The organism is Mesorhizobium sp. IMUNJ 23232, from assembly GCF_044326205.1.
GTDB lineage: Bacteria > Pseudomonadota > Alphaproteobacteria > Rhizobiales > Rhizobiaceae > Kumtagia.
This window is the reverse complement of record NZ_JBIRCY010000004.1, coordinates 119,217-145,407: the sequence shown is the minus strand read 5'-3', so window position 1 is coordinate 145,407 and position 26,191 is coordinate 119,217. Positions and strand designations below refer to the sequence as shown.

At 64.0% G+C, this 26,191-nt stretch carries 27 protein-coding genes and 1 pseudogene; 11 read left to right on the top strand and 17 right to left on the bottom strand.

The annotated features are described in order from the left end of the window. Nucleotides 1-129 precede the first annotated feature (129 nt). Entirely contained in the window at nt 130-2,229 is a 2,100-nt protein-coding gene (locus ACH196_RS04345; protein WP_396645222.1) for a GumC family protein, read from the top strand. Between the two features lie 3 nt (nt 2,230-2,232). Here the strand turns inward: ACH196_RS04345 and ACH196_RS04340 are convergent, their stop codons facing one another. Both ACH196_RS04340 and ACH196_RS04335 read right to left on the bottom strand, forming a co-directional pair. Then, nucleotides 2,233-3,456, bottom strand: a complete 1,224-nt coding sequence (locus ACH196_RS04340; RefSeq protein ID WP_396645220.1) for a GNAT family N-acetyltransferase — start codon at nt 3,454-3,456, stop codon at nt 2,233-2,235. Between the two features lie 184 nt (nt 3,457-3,640). After that, nucleotides 3,641-3,850 carry a DUF2842 domain-containing protein gene (locus tag ACH196_RS04335; RefSeq protein ID WP_396645218.1) on the bottom strand — a complete coding sequence of 70 codons (210 nt, stop codon included), beginning with the start codon at nt 3,848-3,850 and terminating at the stop codon, nt 3,641-3,643. A gap of 161 nt (nt 3,851-4,011) precedes the next feature. Here ACH196_RS04335 and ACH196_RS04330 point away from each other — a divergent pair, with 161 nt between their 5' ends. Continuing rightward, nucleotides 4,012-5,112, top strand: a complete 1,101-nt coding sequence (locus ACH196_RS04330; RefSeq protein ID WP_396645216.1) for a COX15/CtaA family protein — start codon at nt 4,012-4,014, stop codon at nt 5,110-5,112. Here ACH196_RS04330 and ACH196_RS04325 read toward each other — a convergent pair. The 3 genes from ACH196_RS04325 to speB are packed head-to-tail and all read right to left on the bottom strand — an operon-like array spanning nt 5,096 to nt 7,934. Further along, nucleotides 5,096-5,956 (bottom strand): aminoglycoside phosphotransferase family protein, encoded by an 861-nt coding sequence (locus ACH196_RS04325; RefSeq protein WP_396645214.1) that lies wholly within the window; start codon nt 5,954-5,956, stop codon nt 5,096-5,098. The two genes, ACH196_RS04330 and ACH196_RS04325, sit on opposite strands and share 17 nt — an antisense overlap. An 11-nt stretch (nt 5,957-5,967) precedes the next feature. Then, complete coding sequence (argC, locus tag ACH196_RS04320; RefSeq protein ID WP_396645212.1) at nt 5,968-6,894, bottom strand: N-acetyl-gamma-glutamyl-phosphate reductase; 927 nt, start codon at nt 6,892-6,894, stop codon at nt 5,968-5,970. Between the two features lie 38 nt (nt 6,895-6,932). After that, nucleotides 6,933-7,934, bottom strand: a complete 1,002-nt coding sequence (gene speB, locus ACH196_RS04315) for an agmatinase (RefSeq protein ID WP_396645210.1) — start codon at nt 7,932-7,934, stop codon at nt 6,933-6,935. Between the two features lie 169 nt (nt 7,935-8,103). Between speB and ACH196_RS04310 the strand changes: the two genes are divergently transcribed. Next, entirely contained in the window at nt 8,104-9,129 is a 1,026-nt protein-coding gene (locus ACH196_RS04310; protein WP_396645208.1) for a glycerophosphodiester phosphodiesterase family protein, read from the top strand. A gap of 81 nt (nt 9,130-9,210) precedes the next feature. On the opposite strand, the gene ACH196_RS04305 is transcribed toward ACH196_RS04310, so the two are convergent. From ACH196_RS04305 to ACH196_RS04280, 6 genes are all read right to left on the bottom strand, one after another. Continuing rightward, a complete protein-coding gene (locus tag ACH196_RS04305) occupies nt 9,211-10,353 on the bottom strand; it encodes a Gfo/Idh/MocA family protein (RefSeq protein ID WP_396645207.1) in 1,143 nt (380 codons plus the stop codon). Between the two features lie 98 nt (nt 10,354-10,451). Next, nucleotides 10,452-11,513: an acyltransferase family protein gene (locus ACH196_RS04300; protein ID WP_396645206.1), complete on the bottom strand. Its 1,062-nt coding sequence runs from the start codon at nt 11,511-11,513 to the stop codon at nt 10,452-10,454. A gap of 131 nt (nt 11,514-11,644) precedes the next feature. Next, nucleotides 11,645-12,835 carry a S41 family peptidase gene (locus ACH196_RS04295; protein WP_396645205.1) on the bottom strand — a complete coding sequence of 397 codons (1,191 nt, stop codon included), beginning with the start codon at nt 12,833-12,835 and terminating at the stop codon, nt 11,645-11,647. Between the two features lie 140 nt (nt 12,836-12,975). Continuing rightward, the gene (rpsI, locus tag ACH196_RS04290) at nt 12,976-13,452 is read right to left on the bottom strand and encodes a 30S ribosomal protein S9 (protein ID WP_396645204.1); all 477 of its coding nucleotides are present in this window, start codon (nt 13,450-13,452) and stop codon (nt 12,976-12,978) included. Nucleotides 13,453-13,454: 2 nt separating this feature from the next. Further along, nucleotides 13,455-13,919 (bottom strand): 50S ribosomal protein L13, encoded by a 465-nt coding sequence (gene rplM / locus ACH196_RS04285; RefSeq protein ID WP_396645203.1) that lies wholly within the window; start codon nt 13,917-13,919, stop codon nt 13,455-13,457. A 210-nt stretch (nt 13,920-14,129) separates the two neighbouring features. Next, nucleotides 14,130-14,645: a 4-fold beta flower protein gene (locus ACH196_RS04280; RefSeq protein ID WP_396645201.1), complete on the bottom strand. Its 516-nt coding sequence runs from the start codon at nt 14,643-14,645 to the stop codon at nt 14,130-14,132. A 259-nt stretch (nt 14,646-14,904) separates the two neighbouring features. Between ACH196_RS04280 and ACH196_RS04275 the strand changes: the two genes are divergently transcribed. Continuing rightward, a complete protein-coding gene (locus tag ACH196_RS04275; protein ID WP_396645200.1) occupies nt 14,905-15,534 on the top strand; it encodes a LysE family translocator in 630 nt (209 codons plus the stop codon). A gap of 3 nt (nt 15,535-15,537) precedes the next feature. Here the strand turns inward: ACH196_RS04275 and ACH196_RS04270 are convergent, their stop codons facing one another. Next, nucleotides 15,538-15,978, bottom strand: coding sequence for a PaaI family thioesterase (locus tag ACH196_RS04270; RefSeq protein WP_396645198.1), 441 nt, complete (start codon nt 15,976-15,978; stop codon nt 15,538-15,540). Nucleotides 15,979-16,122: 144 nt separating this feature from the next. On the opposite strand from ACH196_RS04270, the gene ACH196_RS04265 reads away from it, so the two are divergent. Beyond that, nucleotides 16,123-16,944, top strand: coding sequence for an enoyl-CoA hydratase (locus ACH196_RS04265; protein ID WP_396645196.1), 822 nt, complete (start codon nt 16,123-16,125; stop codon nt 16,942-16,944). 41 nt (nt 16,945-16,985) lie between these two features. On the opposite strand, the gene ACH196_RS04260 is transcribed toward ACH196_RS04265, so the two are convergent. Further along, entirely contained in the window at nt 16,986-17,753 is a 768-nt protein-coding gene (locus ACH196_RS04260) for a hypothetical protein (protein ID WP_396645194.1), read from the bottom strand. Between the two features lie 110 nt (nt 17,754-17,863). Between ACH196_RS04260 and ACH196_RS04255 the strand changes: the two genes are divergently transcribed. From ACH196_RS04255 to ACH196_RS04240, 4 genes are all read left to right on the top strand, one after another. Further along, on the top strand, nt 17,864-18,304 hold the full coding sequence (locus ACH196_RS04255) for a VOC family protein (protein WP_396645192.1): 441 nt from the start codon (nt 17,864-17,866) through the stop codon (nt 18,302-18,304). After that, on the top strand, nt 18,301-18,822 hold the full coding sequence (locus ACH196_RS04250) for a CoA-binding protein (protein ID WP_396645190.1): 522 nt from the start codon (nt 18,301-18,303) through the stop codon (nt 18,820-18,822). Before ACH196_RS04255 ends, ACH196_RS04250 begins: the two co-directional genes overlap by 4 nt. Before the next feature lie 150 nt (nt 18,823-18,972). Beyond that, nucleotides 18,973-20,256: an O-acetylhomoserine aminocarboxypropyltransferase gene (locus tag ACH196_RS04245; protein ID WP_396645188.1), complete on the top strand. Its 1,284-nt coding sequence runs from the start codon at nt 18,973-18,975 to the stop codon at nt 20,254-20,256. Nucleotides 20,257-20,423: 167 nt separating this feature from the next. Further along, complete coding sequence (locus ACH196_RS04240) at nt 20,424-20,771, top strand: cupin domain-containing protein (RefSeq protein WP_396645186.1); 348 nt, start codon at nt 20,424-20,426, stop codon at nt 20,769-20,771. Between the two features lie 45 nt (nt 20,772-20,816). Here ACH196_RS04240 and ACH196_RS04235 read toward each other — a convergent pair whose 3' ends face one another. From ACH196_RS04235 to ACH196_RS04225, 3 genes and pseudogenes are all read right to left on the bottom strand, one after another. Next, entirely contained in the window at nt 20,817-21,422 is a 606-nt protein-coding gene (locus tag ACH196_RS04235) for a class I SAM-dependent methyltransferase (RefSeq protein ID WP_396645382.1), read from the bottom strand. Nucleotides 21,423-21,473: 51 nt separating this feature from the next. Then, nucleotides 21,474-22,130, bottom strand: a pseudogene (locus ACH196_RS04230) (transporter substrate-binding domain-containing protein); the annotation flags it as partial. A 1-nt stretch (nt 22,131) separates the two neighbouring features. Next, a complete protein-coding gene (locus ACH196_RS04225; protein WP_396645184.1) occupies nt 22,132-23,415 on the bottom strand; it encodes a cytochrome P450 in 1,284 nt (427 codons plus the stop codon). Between the two features lie 104 nt (nt 23,416-23,519). On the opposite strand from ACH196_RS04225, the gene ACH196_RS04220 reads away from it, so the two are divergent. Next, nucleotides 23,520-24,620 carry an NAD(P)/FAD-dependent oxidoreductase gene (locus tag ACH196_RS04220; protein WP_396645182.1) on the top strand — a complete coding sequence of 367 codons (1,101 nt, stop codon included), beginning with the start codon at nt 23,520-23,522 and terminating at the stop codon, nt 24,618-24,620. Nucleotides 24,621-24,641: 21 nt separating this feature from the next. Here the strand turns inward: ACH196_RS04220 and ACH196_RS04215 are convergent, their stop codons facing one another. Next, on the bottom strand, nt 24,642-25,232 hold the full coding sequence (locus tag ACH196_RS04215; protein WP_396645181.1) for a hypothetical protein: 591 nt from the start codon (nt 25,230-25,232) through the stop codon (nt 24,642-24,644). Nucleotides 25,233-25,451: 219 nt separating this feature from the next. Here ACH196_RS04215 and clpP point away from each other — a divergent pair, with 219 nt between their 5' ends. Beyond that, nucleotides 25,452-26,084 (top strand): ATP-dependent Clp endopeptidase proteolytic subunit ClpP, encoded by a 633-nt coding sequence (gene clpP / locus ACH196_RS04210; protein ID WP_396645179.1) that lies wholly within the window; start codon nt 25,452-25,454, stop codon nt 26,082-26,084. Nucleotides 26,085-26,191 lie beyond the last annotated feature (107 nt).

Here is a 26,191-nt window from a genome sequence, read left to right as displayed (position 1 = left end):
GCGGGGCATTTTGCGTATGCGAGGAGCCCCGGACAGGCGGTGGCCAACGCGCCATCCATCCCATATCTTAACGGCTGAGTTACCATACTTCTTTACGGTCGTTTCCTGACGCGGAGTCGGAGTGGACGTATGTCAGCCGTGAATTCGAGCGCCAGGGATGTCGATGTCGACCTCGGTAGGCTTTTTGCCAGCATGGCGAAGGCCTGGAAGCGCATCCTGCTGGTCGCCATCGTGGTCTCGGCCGTGGCGTTCGTGCTCGCCTCGCTCGCCACGCCTTATTACAAGGCGGAGACAAGGTTGCTGATCGAGACCCGCGAATCGGTGTTCACCCGCCCCGACGGGCAGGATGCCGGCAGCGGGCAGATGCTCGATCAGGAGGGTGTACTCAGCCAGGTCGAGGTGATCACCTCGACCGACCTGCTGGCGCAGGTCGCGAAGAAGTTCAACTTCGCCAGCCTGCCGGAGTTCGACGCCGCGGCGGGGCAGTCCATGTTTACGCGGCTACTGGTGCTTGCCGGCCTGAAGAGCGATCCCGGCGAGATCCCGGCCGAAGAGCGGGTGCTGGAAGCTTTTCGCGAGAAGCTGAAGGTCTACCGCGTCGAGAATTCGCGCGTCATCGCGATCGAGTTTTCCTCGGAAGACCCGAAACTCGCCGCCGCCGTCCCGAACGCCATCGCCGATGCCTATCTGCAGTTCAGCCGCGATGCAAAACTTCAGTCCAACACTGCCGCGACCGAGTGGCTGGAGCCGGAAATCCAGGCGCTGACGGCGCGGGTCAAGGAAGCAGAGGCGCGGGTCGCCGCCTATCGCTCGCAGTCCGACCTTCTGATCGGCCAGAACAACTCCGCGCTCGCCACCCAGCAACTCGCCGAACTGTCGACGGAGCTGTCGCGCACGCGCGCCAACCGCGCGGCCGCCGAGGCCAATGCCGAAAGCGTGCGCCTCGCGCTGCGCAACGGCGTGTCGCTCGATTCGTTTCCGGACGTGATCTCGTCCGACCTGATCCAGCGCCTGCGCGAGCGGCAGGTGCAGTTGCGGGCGGATATTGCCGATCTCTCGACCACGCTTCTGGACAACCACCCGCGCATCCGCGCGATGCGGTCGCAGCTTGCGGACCTCGATCGTCAGGTTACCGCCGAAGCGGAGAAGATTCTCCGGGGCTTGTCGAACACCGCCGAGGCCGCCAAGTTGCGCGAAGAGCAACTGGTCGCCGATCTGAACCGGCTCAAGGCCGAATCGTCGCGTGTCGGCGAGAAGGAGGTCGAATTGCGGGCGCTGGAGCGCGAGGCGGCAGCGCAGCGCGAATTGCTCGAATCCTACCTGACCCGCTACCGCGAGGCGGCGTCGCGGCGCGATGGCGATTATCTGCCGGCCGATGCGCGCATCTTCTCGCGCGCCGTTGTACCGGTCGATCCCTATTTCCCGAAGATCGTGCCGATCGTCGGCGCAGCTTTCGCCGCCTCGATCTTGCTGATGGCCATCGGCATCCTGCTGCGCGAGCTGTTTTCCGGGCGCGCCATGCGGCCGGCCGAAGGTGCGTATTTCGAACCCGTCGAACAGATTCACATGCCGGAGCCGGCGCCGGCCGAGATGCCGGCCGCGGAATTGGAGAGCGACGGGGTCGACGAAGGGCCGCGCCATGGCGAGTTGTCGGCGCATGAGGCGGCCGAGATGCTGATCGCCGGCGGCGCCTCCCGCGCACTGTTCGTCTCGCCGGAAGGCGACGAGGCGGCGGCCAGCGCCGTCATGGTGGCGCGCGACGTCGCGGACGCCGGGCTGCGGGTGCTGCTGGTCGACCTGACCGCGATGGGCGCGGCGTCGCGTCCGATGCTGGGCGACGAAGAGCTTTCCGGCATCACCGATCTCCTGGCAGGTGATGCAAAGTTTGTCGACGTCATCCATTCCGACCTTTATTCCGATTGCCATGTGATCCCTGTCGGCACCGCCGACCAGCACAAGGCCATGCGCTCGGTGGACCGGCTGCCGGCGATCATGGATACGCTGTCAGCCGCCTATGACGTGGTCATCGTCGAATGCGGCCCGGCGGGCGCGGAAAGCATCCGCCGGCTGGTCTCGGAAGGCACCGAGGTTCTGGTAAGCGTCATCGACCCGGCTGAAAGCGTGCTCGCCGCTCGTGACGACCTTGCCGCCAAGGGGTACGAGGGACTGACGCTGGTTACGCCGGCGGACTACGCCAATCCGCACGAGCCGGACCGCACGGCCGCTTGACGGTCAATCGTCGTCGGAAACAAGACCGGCGGGTTTCTTGCCGATCGTGCGCCTGCGCAGCGCCTTGGTGACCCGCCAGATTGTCGGGTTGTGCTTGATGTACGCCTTCAACCCGGCGGTCAGCCGCATCGAGCCGGCAAGCAGCCGCCCCTTGACGGTCAGCGGCGCCAGCACGTCGAGATGCTGGATTTCGATGTCGCACCAGAGCCGCTTGTAGAGTTCGTCGCCGACGCTGAAATCGTAGATCGTGAGACCTTGCTCGCAGGCCTCCCGGATGTTCTCAAAGAACAGGAACTCTCCGGGGCTGGCGACCATCATCTCGTCGTCCGCGATGGAGCCGAATTCGCAGATCAGCCGTTGCCCCGAAAGGCTGGACCCGGTGACGGCACGCAGCTTGCCGCCGACTTCCAGCCCATGCAGGGCGAATGGTTTTGGGACGAGCGGCAGCGCGTCGCGAAACAGTTTTCGGAAGAATTTTTGCACCTCCCCCTCAGCGAAAACATTGATAATGCCGGCTTTTCGGAAGCGCGCGGCCTTCATGGCGAAGAAGGCGTCGAGCAGCCGGTCGACCTCTTCGGGCGACCGCGCCTCGATGCGGCGGAAACCGCCGGCGGTCTCGTATTTGCGCGCCTGGGTGCGGTGTTTCTTGCGTTTCCGCTTGCCGCTCGGTCCCGCGACCAGCTTGGAGAAGCCGCCTTCGAGATCGACCGCAAGCGAGATGTTCGGGCTGTTGATGTGCGGAAGGCCGAGCAAGGGGTTGGCGAGGCCGTTACTATCCGGCAGCAGGCGCTCCAGCACGAGTACGTCGATGTCCGGCCGGGCACGGCCAATCGACGCCACGAGCGCATTGATCTCGGTTGGCCTTTCGCCGGACAGCCAGCCGGGCGAAGCGAGCGCGAAATTGCCGTTGGCGTGGGTGCCGCCCATGAAGCGGGCGATGCGGCACGGACCCTTGCGGACCACTTCCAGGGCCAGCGATAAGACGGGCTCGCCCGCTTCTACGATGGTCGCAAAGACACAATCCGGAGCGGCCGTGGCGATCCAGGCGCTGACCCAGGCAAAGGATTGGGCCGGCGCGCAAATGCCCTTGGAAGCAAGCGTTTCGTGTTGCGCCAGCGCGTCGGCTGAAGCGCTGGAAATCCGGATGTCGGCCGCAGGCGCGCTGCTGCGCGTCGCCAAAAGCGAGGCGCCTGGCGGAACCTGTGCCGCCATCACGGCGTCAGCCATCCTTCGATCCTTCGCGCGCAAGCATGGCAAGATTGGCTCCGCGTCGTGGCGCTCCACGACCGCCAGATCCTAGACGGAAAAGGTGAAGGAATGCTCGACGCCGGGATTTCGTTGATCAGGAGCATGCGGGCGGGACATGTTGTCCGACGGCTCAAACGAAGGACAGCGTGAAAACGACCCGCCGTCAGGGTTTCGGCGGCAGCATCATCCATTTGATGATGCCCATGGCGGGCAGGATCCACACCAGCCCGCCGATCAGGAAGAAGGCGAGATGCACCAGAGGTCCGGATTCGGAAAGCTGCGCCACCGCGATCATCGTGGCGACCAGCGCGTAGACGATGACGAGGGCGACCAGCAGGATCGCACCGATGAGTTTTTTGAGACGGATCGGCATGTCGGCTCCTTGTGCTTTCCGATAGGCCGGCAGGCAGCCGGACGCAACAGAAGGCTGATGCCGGACCGCGCACGCGACCGCGTGTCGCGTGAAGCCGGCTTGCATGCCACGGCCCGCTGGTCCACCAATCCAGCGAAAAATCGAGGCCGGATCTTCCGCCGATGACCGCAATTCCTCTTACTGACACCCCCGCCATCGACCGCGCCCGGCTGCTGCGCAACCGCGCTCTTGTGCGTGGCTGGCTCTACGTGGCGCTGGTGGTGATTTTCGCCGTTATCGTGGTCGGCGGCGCCACTAGGCTCACCGAGTCCGGCCTGTCGATCACCGAGTGGAAGCCGATCCACGGCGTCATCCCGCCGCTCAGCGAGGCGGAATGGCAGGATGAGTTCCTGAAGTATCAGCAGATCCCGCAGTTCAAGGAACTGAACGCCGACATGGATCTTGTGGGCTTCAAGCGCATCTTCTGGTGGGAGTGGGCGCACCGGCTGCTGGCGCGCTGGGCCGGTGTGATCTTTTTCGCGCTGCCTTTCGCCTTTTTCTGGGTGACGCGGCGGCTGGAGCGTGGGCTGCCGCCGAAACTCATCGGAATCTTCCTGCTCGGCGGCCTTCAGGGCGTCATCGGCTGGCTGATGGTCGCCTCGGGGCTGACCGGCCGCACGAGCGTCAACCCGGCCTGGCTCGCCGTACACTTGACCGTCGCCTCGATGATCTTCACCGCGACCATGCTGGTGGCGCGCGGGCTGGCGCCGCATTCGGCCCCGCCCGCCGACCGGGCGACGCGGCGTTTTGCCGGCATTCTGGTGCTTTTGGTGCTGTTCCAGATATTTCTTGGCGGACTGGTCGCCGGGCTCGATGCGGGATTGAGCTACAACACCTGGCCGCTGATGGATGGCAGCATCATCCCGGGCGACCTGTTCATCATCGAACCGATCTGCCGCAACCTCGTCGAAAACCCCAAGACCGTGCAGTTTATCCACCGGCTCGGCGCCTATGTCGTGCTTGCCGCGGCGCTGTGGCACATGATCGCCACACGACGGGCGCTGCCCAGGACCACGCATGCCCGCCGGGCATTGGTGCTTTTCCATCTGGTCCTGCTGCAGGCGGCGGTAGGCGTCGCCACGCTGCTGACGCAGGTCAATCTGCACGCCGCGCTGACGCATCAGGGCCTTGCGCTGATCGTGCTCGGCTTCGCCGCAGCCCATTGGCGCGGGACGAAGGGCGCGTATCCGCTGCCGGTGGAAGGCGTCAGAGGCCAAGCCTGACGGATCGTATGGCGCGAGCCACCGAAAGCTCGCGCTCCTCGTCGACCACATTGTTGTCTCCCGCATGCCAGGCGGCGGAGAGGCAGCCATAGGCGAAGGCGTGGTCGAGGATGTGTCGCTCGTCCAGCCCGAGCGTCTTGGCAAAGGTCGTGGCCATGAAGGCGATGCGGTTTTCGTCGAGGCAGAGATCGTCGCGGTCGAGCGGATTGTAGAAGAGATTGGCGGCGTCGAAGCCGGGGTCTCCGAGCACGCCCTTCGGATCGATGGCCAGCCAGCCGCGCGGCGACAGCAAAATGTTGTCGTGGTGCAGGTCGCCATGCAGCGGGCGGACGTCCTTCGGGTCCGATAGAAGGCGTTCGGCCGTCGCGGCAGCCTCGGCGTAGAGGCGGGACTTCTCCACACTTGTCTCCGACGCTACCTCGGCGTTGTCGGTCTTCGCCTTGTCGAACAGCGCGACGAAGCGCTCGCGCAGCGGCTGGAGTTCAGCCGGCGGCGGTTCCCGTGACGGCGCGTGCAGTTTTGCCATGACCTCGGCGGCGATTTCGGTGGCGGCATTGTCGTCGTCCTCGGCGATGTCGGCTGAAAGATGCCGCTCGCCGGCATATTCGATCAGCATCTGCGAGCCCTCGAAGCCGAACAGTTTCACCGCGCCATGTCCGTCGCACCATTTGAGCAGGTGCGCCCCGCGCAATTCGTCCTCAACATCGTCGAAGGGTTTCAGCGCCTTGACGATCGCCGGCGTGCCGTCCTCGCGAAAAACCTTCCAGATGCGGCTGGAAAAGGTTTCGGCGATGAAGACGGGGTCGGAGAGGCGCCAGGAGAGAGGGAAGGAGGCTACATCCAAAGGCGACTCGCCTATGCCCCGATCATCAGATCGAGATTCTGCACCGCGGCACCCGACGCACCCTTGCCGAGATTGTCGTACACGGCGAGCAGCACGGCTTGCGCCTTGGCGTCGTTGGCGAAGACGTAGAGCTTCATCGTGTTGGTGTCGTTGTAGCGCTCCGGATCGATCTCCGGCAGGCGCTCTGTGGCCGCGAAGGGCGCTACCTCGACATCGCCACCGGAAAGGCCGGCATAGTGGTCGGCGATGGCCGCGTGCAGATCGGCGCCCTTCGGCACGCGGTCGAGCGTACCAAGCTGCAGTGGCACCATGGTGATCATGCCTTGCGCGAAATTGCCAACCACCGGCTGCATCAGCGGGTCGCGCGAAAGCCCAGCATATTTCTTGAGTTCCGGCACGTGCTTGTGCTGGAAGGTGAGGCCGTAAGGGAAGAACTCCGGCGCGTCCTCGCCCTGCTTCTCATAGTCCTCGATCATCGTACGACCGCCGCCGGAATAGCCGGAAATGCCGTTCATCGAGACCGCAAGATCGGCGGGTAGCAGGCCAGCCTTGACCAGCGGGCGCAGCGTCGCGATCGGCCCCTGCGGCCAGCAGCCGGGATTGGCGATGCGCTTGCCGGTGGCGATGGCTTTTGCCTGCTCCCTGTCCATCTCGGCGAAACCGTAGGTCCAGCCCTCGGCCACGCGATGCGCGGTCGAGGCGTCGATGACACGCGTGGTGTCGTTCTTAATCAGCGACACGCTTTCTTTTGCCGCGTCGTCGGGCAGGCAGAGGATGGCGACGTCGGCTGCGTTCAGGAATTCGGCGCGGGCGGAAATATCCTTGCGGCGCTCGACCGGGACCGAAATGACTTCAAGGTCGCCGCGTCCGGCCAGCCGCGTCCGGATCTGCAGGCCGGTGGTGCCGTGTTCGCCGTCGATGAAGATTTTCGGTTTCATGCCTGTCGTTCCGTTCGAAATTGCCTGAGAATCCAGGCCTATATGCCGGTTCCGTGATTCAGTCCGGCAGCGCCGTTGCCGTTCATGTCGGCGAGCCTCGCCTTCCGCTCGGCCAGAAGGCCGAGATAGTGCTGCGCCACCGTCGATCCGGCGATGGCCGTAATATCGGCATGGTCGTAGGCCGGCGCAACCTCGACCACGTCGGCGCCGACGATGTCGAGCTGGCCGAGCTGGCGCAGCACCGACAGCATTTTTGCCGAGGACGGTCCGCCCGCCACCGGCGTGCCGGTTCCCGGCGCGAAAGCGGGATCGAGGCAGTCGATGTCGAAGGTGACGTAGACTTTGTGGCCGCCGGTGCGCTCGACGATGGCGTAGGCGATGTCGGAGGCGCGCATCTCCTCGACCTCGTGGCCGTAAAGGATCTTTATGCCGAAATCGTCCGGTGCGTGGGTGCGGATACCGATCTGGATCGAGCGGTCGGGATCGATGATGCCGGCACGCACGGCGCGCGCCACGAACGAGCCGTGGTCGATGCGCCTGTCCTCGTCGAACCAGGTGTCCTGGTGCGCGTCGAACTGCACGAGTGCCATCGGCCCGTGGATGGCGGCATGCGCCTTGAGCAGCGGCCAGGTGACGTAGTGGTCGCCGCCGAGCGTCAGCAGGAACGCGCCGGACTTGAGGATTTTTGCCGCCTCTCGCTCGATGGTCGCCGGCGTCTTCTGGTGGTTGCCGTAGTCGAGGCGGCAGTCGCCATAGTCGATCACCGCCAGATGCTCGAACAGGTCGCGGTGGAAGGGGTATTGCGGGTCGTTGTCCATGATCGCCGAGGCGCGGCGGATCGCCTGCGGCCCGAAACGGGCACCCGGCCGGTTGCTGACGGCGGCGTCGAACGGAATGCCCCAGACCACGGCGTCGGCGTCCTTCAGGTTTTTTGTGTAGTGCCGCCGCATGAAGGAGAGCGCCCCCGCATAGGTCGGGTCGGTTGCGCGGCCGGTGTTGGAGCGGGCGGTGAAGGCGTGATCGATGCCGGATCCCGTCATGCTTTCAAATCTCCCTCGTGTTTCGCGCTGCAAGGTATTGGCGGAATAAGACGGCGGTGCAACCGAAAAATTGCTGCGCCGCATCGGCGATACTGCGCCGGCTGCATTCACCGGCCTGTCACGCCTGCCCGCTATCTGGCCGCAACCGTGTGAACCGGGAGCGAGTCGTATGCGCCGCCCTTTCATCGCCACCCTGGCCTTAGGGCTACTCGCCGCCGCCATGGAGATGCCGGCTTTTGCCCAGGAAGGGCGGGTGCAGCAAATCCTCGACCGCTTCGAGAATGCCAACCGCTGGCGCGACCATGTGATGATCGTCGCGCATCGCGGTGGCTGGAAGGAGAACGGCGTCATCCGCTGGGCCGAGAACTCGCGAGCCGGCGTGCGCCATTCGATCGGGCTCGGCGTCGAGATTGTCGAACTCGACGCCAGGATGTCCGGCGATGGCGAATTTGTCGTGATGCACGACAGCGGGCTGGAGCGCACCACCGACTGCAAGGGCGAGGTGGCGGCCCGCACGCTGGCCGAGCTTAGGACGTGCCATCTGGTGGTCGAGGGCAGCGGCGAGGTCACCGACGAAGTGGTGCCGACGCTGGCCGAGATGCTGACGGTCTCGAAAGGCAACGTGCTGGTCAACATCGACAACAAGCTCGGCCCCGACCATATCGCCGGCATGGTGGCGGTGGCGCGCGGGCTCGGCATGGAAGGCAAGGTCATCCTCAAGGAGAACATCTTTTCGGCCGCGCGGCTGGCGGCGGTGAAGGCGGCCGTGGCGGATGCAGGGCCCGGTTTCCGCTTCATGCCGATCATCGCCGATGACGCTGTCGAGGATCCGTACTTCGTCGAGACGGTGACGCGGGCCTTTGCCGCCGACATGGTGGAGATGGTGACTTGGCGCGGCGAAAGAAGAATGCTGCCCGACGACGGCGGCGCGCTGTTTTCGGCGCGCATGCGCGCGGTGGCGGCGCGCGGCGACTGGCATCTGTGGGTGAATACCTATCCGATCGTCAACCTGCCGAGCGGTTTTACGGGACGCGGGCGCGGTGACGAACTGGCCGTGCAGGCGGGTTTCCCGGAGGAGGTTTTCGGCTTCTGGGCGGGGCAGGGCGCGACCGTCATCCAGACCGACGAGCCGAAGGCGGCGATCGAGTGGCTGGAGCAGAACGGATTTCGCAGGCCGTATGGGCTGACGAACTGAGGCCGTTGCGTGCGATCCGTGCAGTCTGATTGAGGCGCTGTCCCGCCGGCCTGGCAGCTTACGGCGGGCAACTCCTGAGCCTCAAAACCCGCTCGATACCTTGTAGGGCTGGGGCAGCACGTGCGCATTGTTCAGTGCCAGCGCCAGTTCGGTGATATGCAGCGCCCGACGGCCGGAGAAGAACGGCTGCTCGCCGGCTTCGATGGCTATTGCCTGCGCGGCGATGCCCCGGCAAAAATCGATCTGCGAGGGGAAGTTCGGCAAGGTCTCGCGCGTGGCCGCCGGATAGGCGATGCGCCGGCCGGGAGTCGGCTTCCACGGGATGAAGCGGCCGAGCTTTGCCTCCAGCCGGTTGACAACGCGGGTGGACAGCCTGCGCGGCGCGGCGGTTTCCTCGACAAACACCGCCGAGCGGTTATCCCACAGGTCGCGCACGGTGATCGAGCCCTTGTCGCCCAAAATGGTCAGCGAGCGGTCCTTCGGCGCGGCCAGCCCCGAGGTGAGGCGCGCGACGAGGCCGGAACGGAAATTCAGGCAGCCGACGGAAAAGTCCGGCGCCATGGTAATATTTTCGGTGCCCGGTCCCTTGTTGGGGAAGGTCACCGCCGAATACGCCGTCAGGCTGTCGACCGCGCCGAACAGCGACACCAGCCACGACAGCGCATAGCCGGAATGTTCCAGCGTGCAGCCGATCTCGAATTCGTGCAGGCCCGGCCACGGCGCGCCGGAGCGCGAGCGCCAGCTCGGCCACTTGTCGCGGAACACCGGGCCGTCTTCCATCTCGGCATAGACGAGGCGCGGCGTGCCGATGCGGCCCTCGGCCAGTGCCGCCGCCGCCAGGCCGTGGGCCTCGCTCAGCGCATTGGCCGGCGCGGTGGCGACCGTCAGGTTTTTTGCCTCGGCAAGGTCGACGATGCGCGCGGCGTCGGACAAATCCATGGCGAGCGGCTTTTCGCAATAGACGTGCTTTCCCGCCTCGAGCGTTGCGCGCGACACCTCGAAATGGCTCTCCGGCGTCGTTAGATTGACGACGATCTTCACCAGCGGGTCGGCCATGACGGCGGCCAGCGAGTCGTATTTTCGGAGCTTGTGGAAGGCGGCGAACTGGTCCAGCCGCGCCGCCGAACGGTCGAACACGCCGGCGAGCCGCAGGCCGGGATAGTTGCCCAGCGTCGTCATATAATAGTCGGCGACGAAACCCGTCCCGACGATCGCGATGTTCATTGCCGGTCACCGAGCAAGGCTGTTCCCGCTGCCGCTGTAATCCCAAACATTTACGAAAGCATTTTTTTGAGGCTGCGGCGCTGCGTATGCGGGCGGACCTAGCCGGGTACTTTCGACGCCACGCCCAGCCGGGCGGCTTCCTTCCCGCGCCGGTCGGTCCTGGCGTTCATCCACAAAAGCATCGGCTTCTCGACCGTGAAGTAGAGCACGATGCCGCCGATCGCCGACGAGACAAGGATAAGCGCCACGAAAGCGATGCCCTGCCAGCCGTCACCGCCGAGCCCGGCATAAGTCCACAACTTGAGCAACACCGCCAGCCCGATGCCATGCGACAGGTAGATCGAGTAGGACGCATCGCCGATCAACAGCAGCGGCTTGAACGGGCGCACCTTCAGCAGGTTTTCAGCGAACACCGCGCCGGCAACGATCATCGTCGCCGGGAGGCCGAGGCTGACGATGCGCGGCAGCGTCGAACCGGCGCCGAGATAAAGCAGCGCGAAACCGGCAATGACCAGCAGCAGCGACAGGCCGGGCGCGAGCTTCACCCCGCGTTGCCACAGCCAGGCGAGCAGCGCTCCGGCCGCGAATTCCAGGACCAGCGTGTCGGTGTAGAAGGCGGCCGCGCCGCCCTGCGGGACGAACGGACCCATGGCGGCAAGCAGCGCCAGCGAGCTGAGCAGCGAGGCGAGCCGCCAGCGTTTCGGCAAGAACAGGCAGAGCGCGAAGATCACGTAGAAGGCCATCTCGTAGTTAAGCGTCCAGCCGGGGATGAGCAGCGGCACGGCGGCGCCGAGTTTCGGATGCGGCCACGGGATGAACAGCATGGAGGCGACGAAATGCGCCGGGTCGAACACGGCGGTCGACAGCAGATCCGGCTTCGCCACCGCGACCGCCGCCAGGAACAAAGTGAGCGCCCAGTAGAGCGGCACGATGCGGATCACCCGCTTGCGGATGAACTCGCCCGGCGACGGATAGGCCTTCTCGGCCATGATCCACATGATGAAGCCGCTGATGACGAAAAAAATGTCGACGCCGGCCAGCCCGACCAGGAACTGTTCGTCATGGCCGTCCGTGCTCATGCGCGACAGCACGTCGACGGCGTGGAAGGCCACCACCATCATCGCCGCGATGCCGCGCAGATATTGAAGCGATAGGATCATCGCTTATTCCTTTGGTAAACCACGTCGCGTCTGTCCCGGATCGGGACAATCGCTTGTCGACAGGGTATTCAGCAAGAACCACGCCAAACGCCCAGTTTCCGCTTGTGGCCATGAAGGATCATGGACGGGCGTTAAAGACCCGATAATTTTTGCCGCAATGCGCTGATGGCCGCTTCCAGTTGCGGATCGGCGCCGGCCGCATAAGGAAGCGGATTTTCGACCTCGATGTCGGGAGAGACGCCGACGCCCTCCAGCCGTTTGCCGTCAACGAGGATGTCGGCAACCGCCAAGAGGAGAAGACTATCGTCCGACAATATATAAGACTTTCCTGACAATACCGCGCCCGCAGTGGTTTTTCCGACCAACAAGGCGCCCTCCTTCTTCATGGAATAGGCTAATATCTCCATCGCGCTTCTGGTGCCCTCGTCGACAATGCCGACGATCGGCTTGTTCCAAACCACTTTGCCACGGAACGTATCGCCACCCCGCTTCACCAACTCGACGTCGATGCCGTCGCCGAGCAGTTCGTGTACCTTTCCCAAGCGGCCACCCAAGCGACCGCGCAAATCCACGACAAGTCCATCGGCATCTTTCAACCGCCCCTTGCTGATCTCGTGGCGAAGGAGATCTTCTATCTGCGGCGTCGATAGCGACCAAAGACGAATGTAGCCGATCGTCCGGCCGCCATCCTGCATCGTGTGGACACTCGACGAGACAGCCGAGACGAAAGCCTCATTCGGCCAGATTGTGGCGACGGTGACAGGGATGTCGAAGGGCGCTTCGTCTTCGCTTCGCCTGACGGTGACTGGGAGCGTCTTGCCGATCTCTCCCGCGAACGAAGTTATTTCTTCATAAGGTTTGCCATCAACCGCAATAATCTCATCGCCAAACCTTATTCCGGCCTTGGCGGCTGGGCTCCCGTCGTAGACGTCGGTCGCAAAGCGTTTGCCGCCGACGATTTGCGTGATCATCCCGATCCCCGCATAGACAACCGAGCCGTCTGTGGCGAACAGGCGTGTTGGCGGGTCGACAAGCCCATCTTTCGAGGTGTCGAGGATCTCATAATAAACGATCTGGTCGGGTTGGAAGCGGTGCGTGTGCGATGCTCCAAGCCCCGCGAGCGCTTCGTCGATCGCCGCCGAGCTCAGACTCGGGGTTTCGAGCGTTGGGGATGAGACCGGTCGATAAAAGTTCTTGTCTACGATTTCCTTGATCGCCCGCCCAACGGCCACAGGATTTTTCACGACCGGATCGCAAAGGGCAGGAGACAACCAGAGCGCCAAGGTGAGCACCCCGGCAAAGAGTCCTGAAAGAAACCGCATCAAACCTCCCGACGCTTGCGATTACATAGGTCGAGGAGGAGCGCTCGTCCGTCAATATGGAGCGCACAGCAAAAAGGGCCGCCGATGAGGGCGACCCTTTCAACTTTTCGACAGCCGGAGCGGAGAGCCCCGGCGAAAGATCAGCGCTTCGAGAACTGGAAGCTGCGGCGGGCCTTTGCCTTGCCGTACTTCTTGCGCTCGACGGTGCGGCTGTCGCGGGTCAGGAAGCCGCCCTTCTTGAGCACGCCGCGCAGGCCGGGCTCGTAATAGGTCAGCGCCTTGGAGATGCCGTGGCGCACGGCGCCGGCCTGGCCGGAGAGGCCGCCGCCGGTGACGGTGGCGACGACGTCGAACTGGCCGCCGCGGTTGGTGGCGACGATCGGCTGCTGCAGGATCATCTGCAGCACGGGACGCGCGAAATAGGCCGCGAATTCCTTGTCGTTGACGATGATCTTGCCGGAGCCCGGCTTGACCCAGACGCGGGCGATGGCGTCCTTGCGCTTGCCGGTGGCATAGGCGCGGCCCTGCTTGTCCAGCTTCTGGACATAGGCGGGGGCGGAGGGCTGCGCTGTGGCGGCAACCGTGCCGAGGTCTGCGAGCGAGTTGAGCTCAGCCATGATCAGGAAACCTTCTTGTTCTTGCTGTTCAGCGCACCGACGTCAAGGGTGACGGGCTGCTGTGCTGCGTGCGGATGCTCGGCGCCGCTATAGACGCGGAGGTTCTTCATCTGCTGGCGGCCGAGCGGTCCGCGCGGGATCATGCGCTCGATCGCCTTTTCCAGGACGCGCTCGGGGAAGCGGCCTTCCAGAAGCTGGCGCGCGGTGCGCTCCTTGACGCCGCCGGGGTGGCCGGTGTGCCAGTAATAGACCTTGTCGGTGAACTTCTTGCCGGTCAGGACGACCTTGTCGGCGTTGACGATGATGACGTTGTCGCCGTCATCGACATGGGGGGTGAAAGTGGGCTTGTGCTTGCCGCGCAGGCGGTTGGCGACGATAGAGGCGAGGCGGCCGACGACGAGACCTTCGGCGTCGATCAGCACCCACTTCTTCACCACTTCCGCGGGCTTCTGCGAAAAGGTTTTCATGGAGGCTCTTTCTTTCGGACCTTCGTAAAAAGGCGTTTCTTGTTGCTTAATTTGGTGAGCCGGCTGGGCCGGCCGCCAAAAATAAAACGGCGGCCGGAGGGCCGCTGCTTTCGATGCGGTCTATAGGCGAGGAGATTTGCCGCGTCAAGCGGCGGAGATTTGTCGTCATGTGAAAATATAAAGGAAAATCAAATAGATAGTAATGAGGTACTATTTTACCGTATCGGGTGATGATTTGCTGTCGTCCTGAACGCCTCCTTCGCCGCCGTCGATGACTTCCGCCACCTCGACGAGAGCCACTTCATCGGCCGTCTCCACCGCGACGATCTCTTCGACGATTTCGACGGGTTTCGGATCGCTGGAGACCAGCCATTCGGCGAAGCTGAACTGCGACCACCCTCCTGGCAGGTCGGGCGCTTTGAGCGGGCGCAGCGGCGCAACTGGTTTTGCGGGGCGCACCGGGCTGACGGCGCGCACGACGTTGACCGGCCTCAGCGGCCTGCCGGAGCCGCGTAGCGGCGCGGAAGGGTTCCATGCAACTGGGCGGCCATCGACGTCGAACACATGCGAGGCGACGACAGGGCCGATCCAGCGGCCGGAGCGCGCCGACCAGGCGTGGCCGTTGGTAACGAAGGCGACGTAACCCATGTCGGTGTCGAACAGGAATTTTTGCGGCTGCATCCAGCCGACCAGTTCGCAGTTTTGGGAAAAGAGGGGTGTGAGCATGGGATGTTCGGTCGCGGTGTCGGTCGCCCGGTTTTAACGGATGCCGGTGGGGCTGTTCAATGGATTGCGTCGAGATGCCCGGTTTCTGCCTCGGCGTAGCGGTGAAGAATGCAGTGGCGAACCGCGAATACGAAATCTGGAATTGTCCCGCGCAGGCAACGGCTTGAAGAATTCGACACGCGCATCCAATTTTGCGCTATGAGCTTGCGGCTCTGCGGCCGGCGCATCGTCGGGATCGCCGCGCGACGGGAACAGGAAAATGCCTTCGACCGAAATCCTCATCGCCTTCCTGGCGACCACGGCAATCTTCGCCTTTATTCCCGGCCCGGCGATGCTTTATGCGGCGGCGCGCACGCTGGCGGGCGGGCGCTGGTCGGGTCTTATGGCGTCACTCGGCATCCATATCGGCGGCTACGCGCATGTCTTCGCGGCGGCGGCTGGCCTGTCCGTGCTCTTCCATGCCGTGCCGACGCTCTACATGGCGGTCAAGCTGGCGGGCGCGGTCTATCTGATCTGGCTGGGCATCTCGCTGTTCCGCGCCAAGGTGCAGGGCGAGGCCGACATGCCGGGCGCCGCGCCGAAATCAGCCCGCCGCGCCTTCCTTCAGAGCGTGACCGTCGAGGTGCTCAATCCGAAGACCGCGATCTTCTTCATGGCGTTCCTGCCGCAGTTCATCGACGCTTCGGGCGCACCGGTATGGATCCAGTTCGTGGTGCTCGGCACCATTGTCAACCTGATGTTCTCCTTCGCCGACATCGTCAGCGTCCTGCTGGCCAGCGCCGTGATGGCGAAGATGCGGCAATCCAGCCGCGCGCAAAAACTGATGCAGCGGGCCGGCGGCGCGATTCTGGTCGGACTAGGCACCCATCTGGCCTTGCAACGGAGCTGACAGTCAGCGCTTCGGCGGAATGGAGTAGGTTCCGGTGGCGTGGGCGACGGTCTCGCCGTCGGCGACGATGTCGATGTCGAAAACCATCAGGCTTTTGCCCAGCTTGAGGATGCGGCAATGGCCGTCGATTTGTCCGGCCGGCGCCTTGCGCATGAAATTTATGTTCAGGTTCGTGGTCACCGACAGCGCGTCCGGCCCGGCGTGGGAGAGCACGCAGACATAACCGCCTATGTCGGCCAGCGTGAACAGAGATGGCCCGGAAACCGTATTGCCGGGGCGCAGATGCCGCGCGTCGGCGTTCAGCCTGACCGTGCAGCCGCCCGGGAAAACCTCGACCGCCTCGTAGAAGCGAAGCCCTTCGTTGAGCTGCGGATAGACTTTTACGAGCAGATCGTTGATTTCGGCGGCTGTCATCACCGGGGTGAGCGCTGTCTGTGCCGGCATGTCGCCTCCATTGGTGGGCCATGGGTTCGCTGCGGGTAGGCAAGGCTGACAGCGAAGGGCGCCAGAAAATACTGGACGGCCCTGTCAATCAATGCGTCGGGTCGCTATTTTCGCATGGGACAGGAGCCAGCCACGGAGACCGACATGGCCGAGATCGTCGCGATCAGACAGACCGGCGCCGAGGGGCCGGTAACGGCGGAGTTCGACGCCGGGGTGCTCCGGGTCACGCTCGCCAATCCGCCCGCCAACCCGCTGTCGCTTGCGACCATGGCGGCACTTCAGGCACAGATCGACCGCGCCCGCGACGATGCTTTCGTCCGCGTCGTGGTGATCGCTGCTGCCGGAAAGGTGTTTTCGGCCGGACATGACCTCAAGGAACTGACGGCGCACCGGGCCGATGCCGACCGGGGCAGGGCGTTCTTCGAGCAGACGATGACCGCTTGCGCCACGCTGATGCAGTCGATCGTGCGCTGCCCCAAGCCGGTGATCGCCGAAGTGGACGGCATCGCAACGGCGGCGGGCTGCCAGTTGGTCGCCTCCTGCGACCTGGCGATTGTCAGCGACCAGGCGAAATTCGCCACGCCGGGCGTGAACATTGGCCTGTTCTGCTCGACGCCGATGGTGGCGCTGTCGCGCAACGTATCGCGAAAACATGCGATGGAGATGCTGTTGACCGGCGAGACCATCGATGCGGCGACGGCGCGCGAGTTCGGGCTGGTGAACCGCGTCGTGCCGCGCGAATACCTGACTCAGGTCGTGAGCAAATACGCGCAAACCATTGTTTCCAAATCACCCCTGACGTTGAAGATCGGCAAGGAAGCATTCTACGCGCAGGCCGAGATGGGACTGGCGGAAGCCTATGACCACACGACGCGTGTGATGGTGGAGAACATGCTGGCCCGCGACGCCGAGGAAGGCATTAGCGCCTTCATCGGCAAGCGCGACCCGAAATGGACGGGGGAGTGAACTTTCCGGCACGTCCCGGCGTACCAGCCTGATTGCCGCCGCTACTTCAATGCACACAGCGCGGCGCAATCCTCGCCGCTCATGGCGTTCATGAACGCGTTGATCGGCTCGACGGTTTCGGGCGGCGTGTTGAGCATGCTCTGCATGGCGGTCTGCGAAAAATTCTTGCGGTCGGCGGGTGGCAGGATGGCTGCGAAATAGGGCGCGGCCTCGGCGAGCGCGCCGGCCAGGATGATCTTGTTCTCCTTGCTGTAGCGTGGATTGTCCAGCAGCGCGATGACGCCGGAAAACATCTGGCTGAGCCCGAGCCGCATCTTGGCCAGCCCCGCCTTGCGGTCCTCCGGCACGGCCGGCGTAGTGTTGACGTAGTCGGTGAGCGCTTCGGAAATCGCGCCGCCGCCGACCACCATCTCCTCGGCCAGCCGCGTCAGTTCGTCCTGATAGGTGAATTCGTTGTCGGCGGTGGACGCCGTTCCGCTTGTGCCCGTGAAGCCGAGATAGACTTTCGAGAGGTTGAAATAGCCGCTGAACATCCACAGCAGCGGCTCGACGTCGGCCGCCTTGTAGGGATGTTCGCCCAAAAGTTTCGAGCGGTCGAACAGCGCATCGAAGGCCGGCTTCGCCTGCGCGTCGGTGAGCCTGGGAGGCGAGGCTTTCGCAGCGTCGTCCTTGAGCAGCGTCTCGAATCGGCCGAGCGCCTCGGTCATCGACGCCTGCGCGCCTTGGGCAAGGCCGGCAGAGGCCGGCGGAGATGACATGGCGACGAAAAACGCAAGCGGCAACGCGTATTGCAACAGTTTCCTGTGCATGTAGTTTCTCCCGGAATGCGGTGCCGGCGCGATGTGACCGCATTCGGCGGATAATTGCAACCGGCGTCGCCATTGGCATTTCGGTGGGCATCGGCCGGGAGGACAAGCTCATGGAACCACGCATTTCGATCGTCACGCTGGGCGTCGACGATCTCGAACGCGCCGTGCGTTTCTACCAGTCGATGGGTCTGAAACGGAACGAGAGGGTCACCGACGGCGTCGCCTTCTTCCAGATGGGCGGTTTGATCCTCGCACTATGGACGCGAAAAGACCTTGCCGTCGATGCCGGCATGGACGGCCTGCCGCCGTCGAATGTCGGCAGCGCCCGCCCGGCCTCGGCGCTTGCCTACAACACCCGCTCCGACGAGGAGGTGAACGCAGTGATCGACGCTGCCGCGGCGGCCGGCGGCACGGTGCTCAAGCCGGCGCAGAAGGCCTTCTGGGGCGGCTGGTACGGTTATTTCGCCGATACGGAGGGCAATGTTTGGGAAGTCGCCCACAATCCCGACTTCCCGATCGACGCGGAAGGTCGTATTTCGTTGCCCGCATGAACCACGATTCCTATTCCAACGACTACATCGCGGAAATCCTGAACACGGTGAAGAGCGTCGCCATCGTCGGCGCTTCGGCCAATGACGTGCGGCCGAGTTTCTTCGTCACCAAATACCTGATCGACAAGGGTTTTACGGTGTTTCCGATCAACCCGGGCCAAGCCGGCAAGGAAATTCTTGGCCGCATGACCTATGCGAAGCTGACGGATGTGCCGGAAGCGATCGACATGGTCGACATTTTTCGCGCCTCCGCCGCCGTGCCGCCCATCGTCGACGAGGCGCTGGCGCTCAACCCGCTGCCGAAAGTCATCTGGATGCAATTGACCGTGCGTCACGACGAGGCGGCGGCGAAGGCTGAAGCCGCGGGCATCAAGGTCGTGATGAACCGTTGCCCGAAGATCGAATATGGCCGGCTTTCCGGCGAGATCGGCTGGAACGGCGTAAACAGCCGCGTGCTCTCATCGAAGAAGCCGATCATGCGCCAGGGTTTTCAGAGTTTTGGCGTGCGCCAGAAATAGGTAAGCCGCAAGAGATTTGCCGGGAAGCGTGAGAAATTGGCTGGCTTAACGGCTATCCATTGACGTCAGCGGAATTTTCTTCTTTGCATTCGCCCCGACGGGTCGACCAAGATAGTTCGGTTTTTCACGAAAGCATCATCTGGAGGAAACATGTCCCAGCGCACACCCGGGTTCAACACGCTCGCCGTCCATGCCGGCGCAAAACCCGATCCGGCGACCGGCGCGCGCGCCACGCCGATCTACCAGACCACCTCCTTCGTGTTCGACGACGCCGACCACGCCGCCTCTCTGTTCGGCCTGAAGGCGTTCGGCAACATCTACACCCGCATCATGAACCCGACCCAGGCGGTTCTGGAGGAGCGCGTCGCAGCCCTGGAGGGTGGCACCGCGGCGCTGGCGGTAGCGTCGGGTCATGCCGCGCAGATGCTGGTGTTCCACACCATCATGCGCCCGGGCGACAATTTCGTTGCGGCGCGCCGGCTCTATGGCGGCTCGATCAACCAGTTCGGCCACGCCTTCAAGAATTTCGGCTGGGAGGTGCGCTGGGCCGATCCGCGCGACGTGCCAAGTTTTGAAAAAGAGATTGACGGCAAGACGCGCGCGATCTTCGTCGAAAGCCTGGCCAACCCGAATGGCGAGTTCGTCGACCTGGAAGCCATCGGCAACATCGCGCGCAAGCACGGCATACCGCTGATCGTCGACAACACGCTGGCGACGCCCTATCTCGTTCGGCCCATCGAGCACGGCGCCGACATCGTCGTGCATTCGCTGACCAAATTCATCGGCGGCCATGGCAATTCGATCGGCGGCGTGCTGGTCGACGGCGGCACCTTCGACTGGTCGAAGTCGGGCAACTATCCGATGCTGTCCGAGCCCCGCCCCGAATATGGCGGCATGGTGCTGCACGAAACCTTCGGCAATTTTGCCTTCGCGATTGCGGCGCGTGTGCTCGGGCTGCGCGACATGGGGCCGGCGATCTCGCCCTTCAACGCCTTCCTGATCCTCACCGGCCTGGAGACGCTGCCGCTCCGCATGCAGCGCCACTGCGACAACGCGCAAAAGGTCGCCGAACATCTGTCGAAACACGCCAAGGTGGCATGGGTCTCCTATCCTGGCCTGCCGAACGACCCGAACGCGGCGCTGGCGACGAAATACTCGCCGAGCGGCGCCGGCGCAGTCTTCACCTTCGGCCTGAAGGGCGGCTACGAGTCCGGCGTGAAATTCGTCGAGGCACTGGAGCTTTTCTCGCATCTGGCCAATGTCGGCGACACCAAGTCTTTGGTGATCCACCCGGCCTCGACCACGCACCGCCAGCTTTCGGACGAGCAGAAGGTCGCCGCCGGCGCCGGGCCGGACACGGTGCGGCTGTCTGTCGGCATCGAGGACGTAGCCGACATCCTCGCCGACCTCGACCAGGCGCTGGCAAAAGCCTGAAATTCATGGCGGCCGGGGCGGGATTCCGCTCTGGCCACGCATGCCGCCTGTTGTCCGACATCGTCTAATCCTGCGTGGCAGGCGATCCGGGGCGATCGCCGGGACGGTGTTGCGGTCGCGGGCGCCAGCACCGATAGTGCTCGTCCGGTCGCCAGCGAGGTCAGCGTATGTCAGCAAGGTTTCGTTCCATCTCGTTAAACAGCGTGCAGCCCGAAGACGGTGGGCCAGCGCCCGACCGTGTCATCTCAGGTGATCCGCAGTTCCGCTCGTGGAATATCGACGAGCAGCCGAACGGGCTCTATGCTGGCATCTGGGAAGCGACGCCGGGAAAATGGCGGATTGATTACGACGAATGGGAGTTCTGCCACATCCTGTCCGGCGTCTCGATCATCGCCGAGGAGGGTGGCGCGGCCCGTACCGTGACAGCCGGCGACAGTTTTGTCCTGCAGCCGGGCTTCAAGGGCACGTGGGAGGTGGTCGAGACCACGCGAAAGGAATATGTGATCCGGCTCTGACCGCCTCCTGGCCACTGTCCGGCTGGCGACGATCGGTCCCCGCGCCTAGGCTCGTTTGATCGCCAGCAGGTGCAGCCAGTCGGCCGGAAGATTGTAGTAGCCGCTGCCGGCTTCCACTGCCATGTCGATGGATGCCCAGCCCTCGGGCCGAAGCGCCGCGCGCAGAAAATCGGCATCCGGATAGTTGTAGTAGCGCCCGAACCTGTCGCGGCCCTCGGCGGCGCCGGTCTTGAAGCTTGCATAGAAGGTCCCACCGGGCTTCAGTGCCGCATGGATGCGGCCGATTATGGCGGCAAGCTCGGCCCGCGGGACATGCAGCAGACAGGCATTGGCCCAGATGCCGTCGAACGCTTCCACTTCGACGGTCTCGTCGAAGAGCAGCACCTTGACCGGCCGGCCCAGCCGTCTCTCCGCTGCCTGCGCAATCTCGGGCGTGCCGTCGGTGGGCGTGACGTCAAAGCCGGCTGCAAGCATCGCCTCGCTGTCTTGTCCTGCACCGCAGCCGAGTTCGAGCACCGAGCCACGCGCCGGCAGCGTCGCCATGAATCTCTGTAGGTGTCGATGCTCAGCCCCCGTGCCGCGCGTCGTGTAGGCTTCTGCCTCCCGCGCATAGAAGGCGATGGTGTCGTCGTCCCTGGCTTTCGTGCGCATTCCTGGAAGCACGCGATCGATGTCGCTTTCGGAAAAGCCATAGCGCGCCATCAGGTCGCGATGCCACCGGCTGCCGAGAATGTCACCGAGGCAGGCGTCGATCGCTTCCCGTAGTGCGGCATCGGTTTTGCGGAGTGCGAAGGCGCCGAACGCCGGCTGCTTCTCGGGCGATGGGACATCGACGACCGCCAGAGGCGCTTCGGGTATTCGCGCCAGATAGCCGCGATGCGCCATGGCGACACTGGCATAGGCATGCAAATGGCCTGCGGCCACCGCTTCGGCGGCTTCGGATTGGGTAGAAAATAACCGGATCCGCTCGGGAGGAACGCCATTTTCCGCAGCGGTGCGACCCTGCACCTGATCGGTGATGACGCCGAGCAGCGCACCACTGTCCACCGCGATCGAGCGATAGCCGGCGAGGCCGCGAGGATTGCCTTCGGCGGTCAGCAGGCCATCGGCCAATGCCCAGATCGGTCGGCTGAAGTCGACCAGCTTCTTGCGCTCATCCGAGACGAACAGGCCGGTGGTCATCGTCCAGCGCCCCTCCGCCAGCCCGGGCAAAAGCTCGGCGAATTCGGTCTCCACCGGTTGGAAGTCCAAGCCAAGCCGCTCGCACACGGCGCGAGCAAGCTCGACGTCGCAGCCGGAGATAGCGCCGGAGGATTCCGTGAAGCAGAAGGGCGGTTCTTCGAGGAAGGCGAAGATCATTTCAAAGCCTTGCTGCAGGCTGCGCCGCCTGCCGATCGAACTGAACGGCGAGCCTTTCCAGCCCGTGGAAATGGTAGATGTCCCGGTAGGCCGGCTCTTCCGCCAGCCGCAAGTCTGGCAGCCGGTCGAACAGCGTCTTCAGCGAGACCTGCAGTTCGAGCCGCGCCAGCGGTGCGCCGATGCAGAAATGGATGCCCGCTCCGAAGGAGACGTTTTTCTGGTCCGGGCGGCCGGGCCGGAATTCGTCCGGAGCGGAGAAGGCGAGGGGATCGCGGTTCGCGGCGCCGAGCAGCAGGCCGATCTGGCCGCCGGCCCTCACCGTCACGCCGTCCGCGAATTCGATGTTCTCATAGGCATAGCGGGTGAACATGTGGAGCGGCGCGTCGAAGCGCAGGCATTCCTCGACCGTCGTGGCTGTCGCCTCGGGCGTTGCAAAGAAACGACGAGGATCGCCGCCCTGCGCCAGGATCGTGCGGACGGCGTTGCCGGTCTGGTGCACGGTCGCCTCGTGGCCGGCATTGAGCAGCAGGATCGCCGAGGAGACCAATTCGTCCTCTGTCAGCTTCTGGCCGTCCTCATGGGCGGCGGTCAGCAGGCTGAGCAGGTCGTCGCCAGGGTGCTTTCGCTTCCCGGTGGCGTGGTGGCGGATGAAATCGGCGAAGGCACGCGCCGAAGCGTTGGCGCGTTCGGCCTCAGTGCGGTCGGGCTTGTGCATGTACATGCGCACCATGTGATTGGACCAGGCAACGAGCTGCAGCCCGCTCTCGGCCGGCAGGCCCATCATCTCGGCGATGACGGCGGCGGGGAGCGGCGTCGCGAAGTCGCGGATCAGCTCGGCACGGCCCCTGTCCTCAAAGCCGTCGATCAGTCGGTGTGCCAGCGCTTCGATCTTCGGTCTGAGCCTCTCGACCTGCCGGGATACGAAGGCGCGGTTGACCAGCGTGCGAAGCCGGGTATGCGCCGGCGGCTCCAGCTCGAGCAGCGATCCGGCCTCGACCGAGTCGAAATCGGCGAGATGGCCGCGCTCCCCGGTCGCCCCCACGGCGGCGCGGTAGCCGCCGGGCCGCTCCCGCCCGAAGCGCTTGTCGCGGAACAGGCGGTTGACGTCGTCATAGCCGGAAAGGCACCAGAAGCCGAAATTTTCCCAGAAAACGCAGCGCGCATTGGCATGCATCCAGCGATAGGCAACGTAGGGGTCTTGCACGAAGACCGGCTCGTGCGGATCGAGCCGCATATGGCGGGTGGCGAGGTCGAAGGCGAGGTGGGGAGGCTTCGCGGGTTCCATTGGTCGTTGTCTATCCCGATCCGCGAAGGTGGGAAAGCGTCGGAGATGGCGGACTTGCAGTGCCACGCAGGCAAGCGCTATCTCCAATCAGCATGGAGAAAAGCATGAACATCATCGTCGTCGGCGGCGGCATTGCCGGCCTTTCCACCGCTTGGTCGCTGGTCAAGGCGGAGCATAGCGTCACCCTCGTCGAGCAGGGACCGATCCCCAATCCACTTGCCGCCTCGGGCGACCATCATCGCATCATCCGTCGCGCCTACGGCAAGGCGACGGGATACGGCCGGCTGATCACCGAGGCGTATGAGGCCTGGGACGAGATGTGGACCGATCTCGGCGAAAACCACCTCGATCCACGGGGTTTTCTGTGCATTTCCCGCGAGGAAGGCGACGAAGCAGAGATCTACCGCGAGGGGCTGGAGGCGGGCGGGTATCCTTTCCAGCTTTTCCAACCGGAACAGGCGGTGGAAATATGGCCGTTCCTTGAGGCGGGAACATTCCGCTACGCCTATTTTTCGACGGAAGGCGGCGCGCTGCATTGCCGGAAAATCGCGGCCGGCCTGGCGAAATGGCTGCGCGCCAACGGCGCCAACGTTTACGAGAACAGCAAGGTCGTTTCGGTCGGGGACGAGCGCGGCTCGGTCGGCCTGGAGGATGGCAGCGAGATCGCCGGCGATCGTGTGGTGGTAACGGCGGGTGCCTGGGTGCTGAAACTGTTCCCGGAACTAGGCGGCACGCTGAAGACCTATCGGACGGCGCTGGCCTATGTGGAACCGCCGGCCGACCTGCGGGCGGCGTGGGAAGCCGCGCCGGTGATCCTCGACGTAGGCGGCAAGACCGACGGCTACATGATTCCGCCCTCCGGCGGCGCCGGCATGAAGTTCGGTTCGGGCCTGCACAAGGTGCCGACCAGCGATGCCGATTGGAACCGCGATCCGGTGGCAGGTGAGGGCGAGGCGATCCGCAACCTGTTCTCGCCGCCCATCGCCCGCATCGAGGAATACAGGGTGACCGAGGTGGTGACCTGCGCCTACACTTTCACCAAAGATGAGCGATTTTTCGCGACCGAAAAAGGCAAGGCGCTGGTCGTCTCTGCTTGCTCCGGCCACGGCTACAAGTTCGGCGCGGCGGTCGGACGCCGTGTCGCCGCGGCGATTGGCGACGATGATGTGGATGGACTGAAGCGCTGGTTGCGGGCCGAGGTCTAGGTGCTTGCCGCCCGTCGGCAATCACCCACAATGTCTGCGGATTTTCACGCGCTTCCAGCCGGTTGTGCCTTCGCTCACCAGCACCTGCCGAGCAACGGTCCGGTAGGTCGCCGGCACGTCGACGACGCGGCGCTGCTCAGGCTGGATCATCACCTGCTCGACCTCGTAGTCGTAGACGGCCGGAATGATGACGCGGCGCTGGTATTCCGGCTGCACGACGACGGTTTCCGCCACCTGCTCGTAGCGTGCCTTGCGCTTGATCTTGCACAGAACCTTGCGGCCATTGATCCAGCGCCATTCCCACGAATGGCCGCCATCGGCAACCTTCACCGTGCGATAGCGCGTCTGCACCACCGCCGGCACCACTTCATAACTTATCTGCTCGGGCCGCATGAGCACGGCGCGCTTGCGCGTGCCGTAGATCGCCGGCGTGGTCTCGACATACTGGCTCGCCGGATTTACCTGCACGTTCTCATAGACGGTGTCGTATACCGGAGCCGTTCGGTATTGTTCGTAGCATTCGACAGCCTTGCCGCCGGCGAAAGAGTCTGAAACGGCGGCCAACATCATCGAACCCGCGACCGCTGCGCAAAAAACCGGCTTGAAAGCCATCACCCACCCCTGACACGCCATACCGCAACCGATTGTTACATTAGAGAAGGCTGCGTCGCGGGAAAGTGGAATTTTAAGGTTTCGTTAACGGGCAGGGTTACTTTTTCGCGTTCGATGGTCGGCCTTGCGCAAGGCGGAGGCGGCATCCTATTTACGGAACAACGAAACAACGCACGATTCCGCCTGGGAAGGCCGATTCGGCCAGATAACGGACGCCCGATGAAGAACCCCGTCGAAACCTACATGAATCTCGTCCCCATGGTGGTCGAGCAGACCAACCGCGGCGAGCGCGCCTATGACATCTTCTCGCGGCTGCTCAAGGAACGCATCATCTTCATCACCGGTCCGGTCGAGGACGGCATGGCGACGCTGGTCTGCGCGCAGCTGCTGTTCCTGGAAGCCGAGAACCCGAAGAAGGAGATCAACCTCTACATCAACTCGCCTGGCGGCGTGGTGACCTCCGGCATGGCGATCTACGACACCATGCAGTTCATCAAGCCGGCGGTGTCGACGCTGTGCATCGGCCAAGCGGCCTCGATGGGCTCGCTGCTCTTGACCGCTGGCGCTAAGGACATGCGCTTCGCAACGCCGAACGCCCGCATCATGGTGCACCAGCCTTCAGGTGGCTTCCAGGGCCAGGCCTCCGACATCGAGCGCCACGCCCAGGACATCATCAAGCTGAAGCGTCGCCTCAACGAGGTGTATGTCAAGCACACCGGCAAGCCTTATGAGGAAATCGAGAAGACGCTCGACCGCGATCACTTCATGACCGCCGACGAGGCCAGGGATTTCGGCCTGATCGACAAGGTCATTTCCAGCCGCGAAGCGGCAGAGGCGCTCCAGCAGGGATAATGTCGACAAATCCGACGCTTGCGGCCAATGACACTTTTTTGACGCGAGCTGCGGCAATTCGGACACATTTTGCTGTTCCCTCGACGGGAGGCGCGACCTACGTTAAG

Excerpts from the sequence above, each read along its gene's own strand:
- ACH196_RS04265 (WP_396645196.1), top strand. The coding sequence starts at position 16,123 with ATGGCCGAGATCGTCGCGATCAGACAGACCGGCGCCGAGGGGCCGGTA.
- ACH196_RS04300 (WP_396645206.1), bottom strand. The coding sequence starts at position 11,513 with ATGATCCTATCGCTTCAATATCTGCGCGGCATCGCGGCGATGATGGTG.
- ACH196_RS04340 (WP_396645220.1), bottom strand. The coding sequence starts at position 3,456 with ATGGCTGACGCCGTGATGGCGGCACAGGTTCCGCCAGGCGCCTCGCTT.
- ACH196_RS04215 (WP_396645181.1), bottom strand. The coding sequence starts at position 25,232 with ATGGCTTTCAAGCCGGTTTTTTGCGCAGCGGTCGCGGGTTCGATGATG.
- ACH196_RS04255 (WP_396645192.1), top strand. The coding sequence starts at position 17,864 with ATGGAACCACGCATTTCGATCGTCACGCTGGGCGTCGACGATCTCGAA.
- speB (WP_396645210.1), bottom strand. The coding sequence starts at position 7,934 with ATGACGGGATCCGGCATCGATCACGCCTTCACCGCCCGCTCCAACACC.
- ACH196_RS04335 (WP_396645218.1), bottom strand. The coding sequence starts at position 3,850 with ATGCCGATCCGTCTCAAAAAACTCATCGGTGCGATCCTGCTGGTCGCC.
- ACH196_RS04330 (WP_396645216.1), top strand. The coding sequence starts at position 4,012 with ATGACCGCAATTCCTCTTACTGACACCCCCGCCATCGACCGCGCCCGG.
- ACH196_RS04245 (WP_396645188.1), top strand. The coding sequence starts at position 18,973 with ATGTCCCAGCGCACACCCGGGTTCAACACGCTCGCCGTCCATGCCGGC.
- rpsI (WP_396645204.1), bottom strand. The coding sequence starts at position 13,452 with ATGGCTGAGCTCAACTCGCTCGCAGACCTCGGCACGGTTGCCGCCACA.
- ACH196_RS04240 (WP_396645186.1), top strand. The coding sequence starts at position 20,424 with ATGTCAGCAAGGTTTCGTTCCATCTCGTTAAACAGCGTGCAGCCCGAA.
- argC (WP_396645212.1), bottom strand. The coding sequence starts at position 6,894 with ATGAAACCGAAAATCTTCATCGACGGCGAACACGGCACCACCGGCCTG.
- ACH196_RS04270 (WP_396645198.1), bottom strand. The coding sequence starts at position 15,978 with ATGCCGGCACAGACAGCGCTCACCCCGGTGATGACAGCCGCCGAAATC.
- ACH196_RS04280 (WP_396645201.1), bottom strand. The coding sequence starts at position 14,645 with ATGCTCACACCCCTCTTTTCCCAAAACTGCGAACTGGTCGGCTGGATG.
- ACH196_RS04275 (WP_396645200.1), top strand. The coding sequence starts at position 14,905 with ATGCCTTCGACCGAAATCCTCATCGCCTTCCTGGCGACCACGGCAATC.
- ACH196_RS04225 (WP_396645184.1), bottom strand. The coding sequence starts at position 23,415 with ATGGAACCCGCGAAGCCTCCCCACCTCGCCTTCGACCTCGCCACCCGC.
- clpP (WP_396645179.1), top strand. The coding sequence starts at position 25,452 with ATGAAGAACCCCGTCGAAACCTACATGAATCTCGTCCCCATGGTGGTC.
- rplM (WP_396645203.1), bottom strand. The coding sequence starts at position 13,919 with ATGAAAACCTTTTCGCAGAAGCCCGCGGAAGTGGTGAAGAAGTGGGTG.
- ACH196_RS04235 (WP_396645382.1), bottom strand. The coding sequence starts at position 21,422 with ATGCGCACGAAAGCCAGGGACGACGACACCATCGCCTTCTATGCGCGG.
- ACH196_RS04220 (WP_396645182.1), top strand. The coding sequence starts at position 23,520 with ATGAACATCATCGTCGTCGGCGGCGGCATTGCCGGCCTTTCCACCGCT.
- ACH196_RS04305 (WP_396645207.1), bottom strand. The coding sequence starts at position 10,353 with ATGAACATCGCGATCGTCGGGACGGGTTTCGTCGCCGACTATTATATG.
- ACH196_RS04295 (WP_396645205.1), bottom strand. The coding sequence starts at position 12,835 with ATGCGGTTTCTTTCAGGACTCTTTGCCGGGGTGCTCACCTTGGCGCTC.
- ACH196_RS04260 (WP_396645194.1), bottom strand. The coding sequence starts at position 17,753 with ATGCACAGGAAACTGTTGCAATACGCGTTGCCGCTTGCGTTTTTCGTC.
- ACH196_RS04250 (WP_396645190.1), top strand. The coding sequence starts at position 18,301 with ATGAACCACGATTCCTATTCCAACGACTACATCGCGGAAATCCTGAAC.
- ACH196_RS04310 (WP_396645208.1), top strand. The coding sequence starts at position 8,104 with ATGCGCCGCCCTTTCATCGCCACCCTGGCCTTAGGGCTACTCGCCGCC.
- ACH196_RS04345 (WP_396645222.1), top strand. The coding sequence starts at position 130 with ATGTCAGCCGTGAATTCGAGCGCCAGGGATGTCGATGTCGACCTCGGT.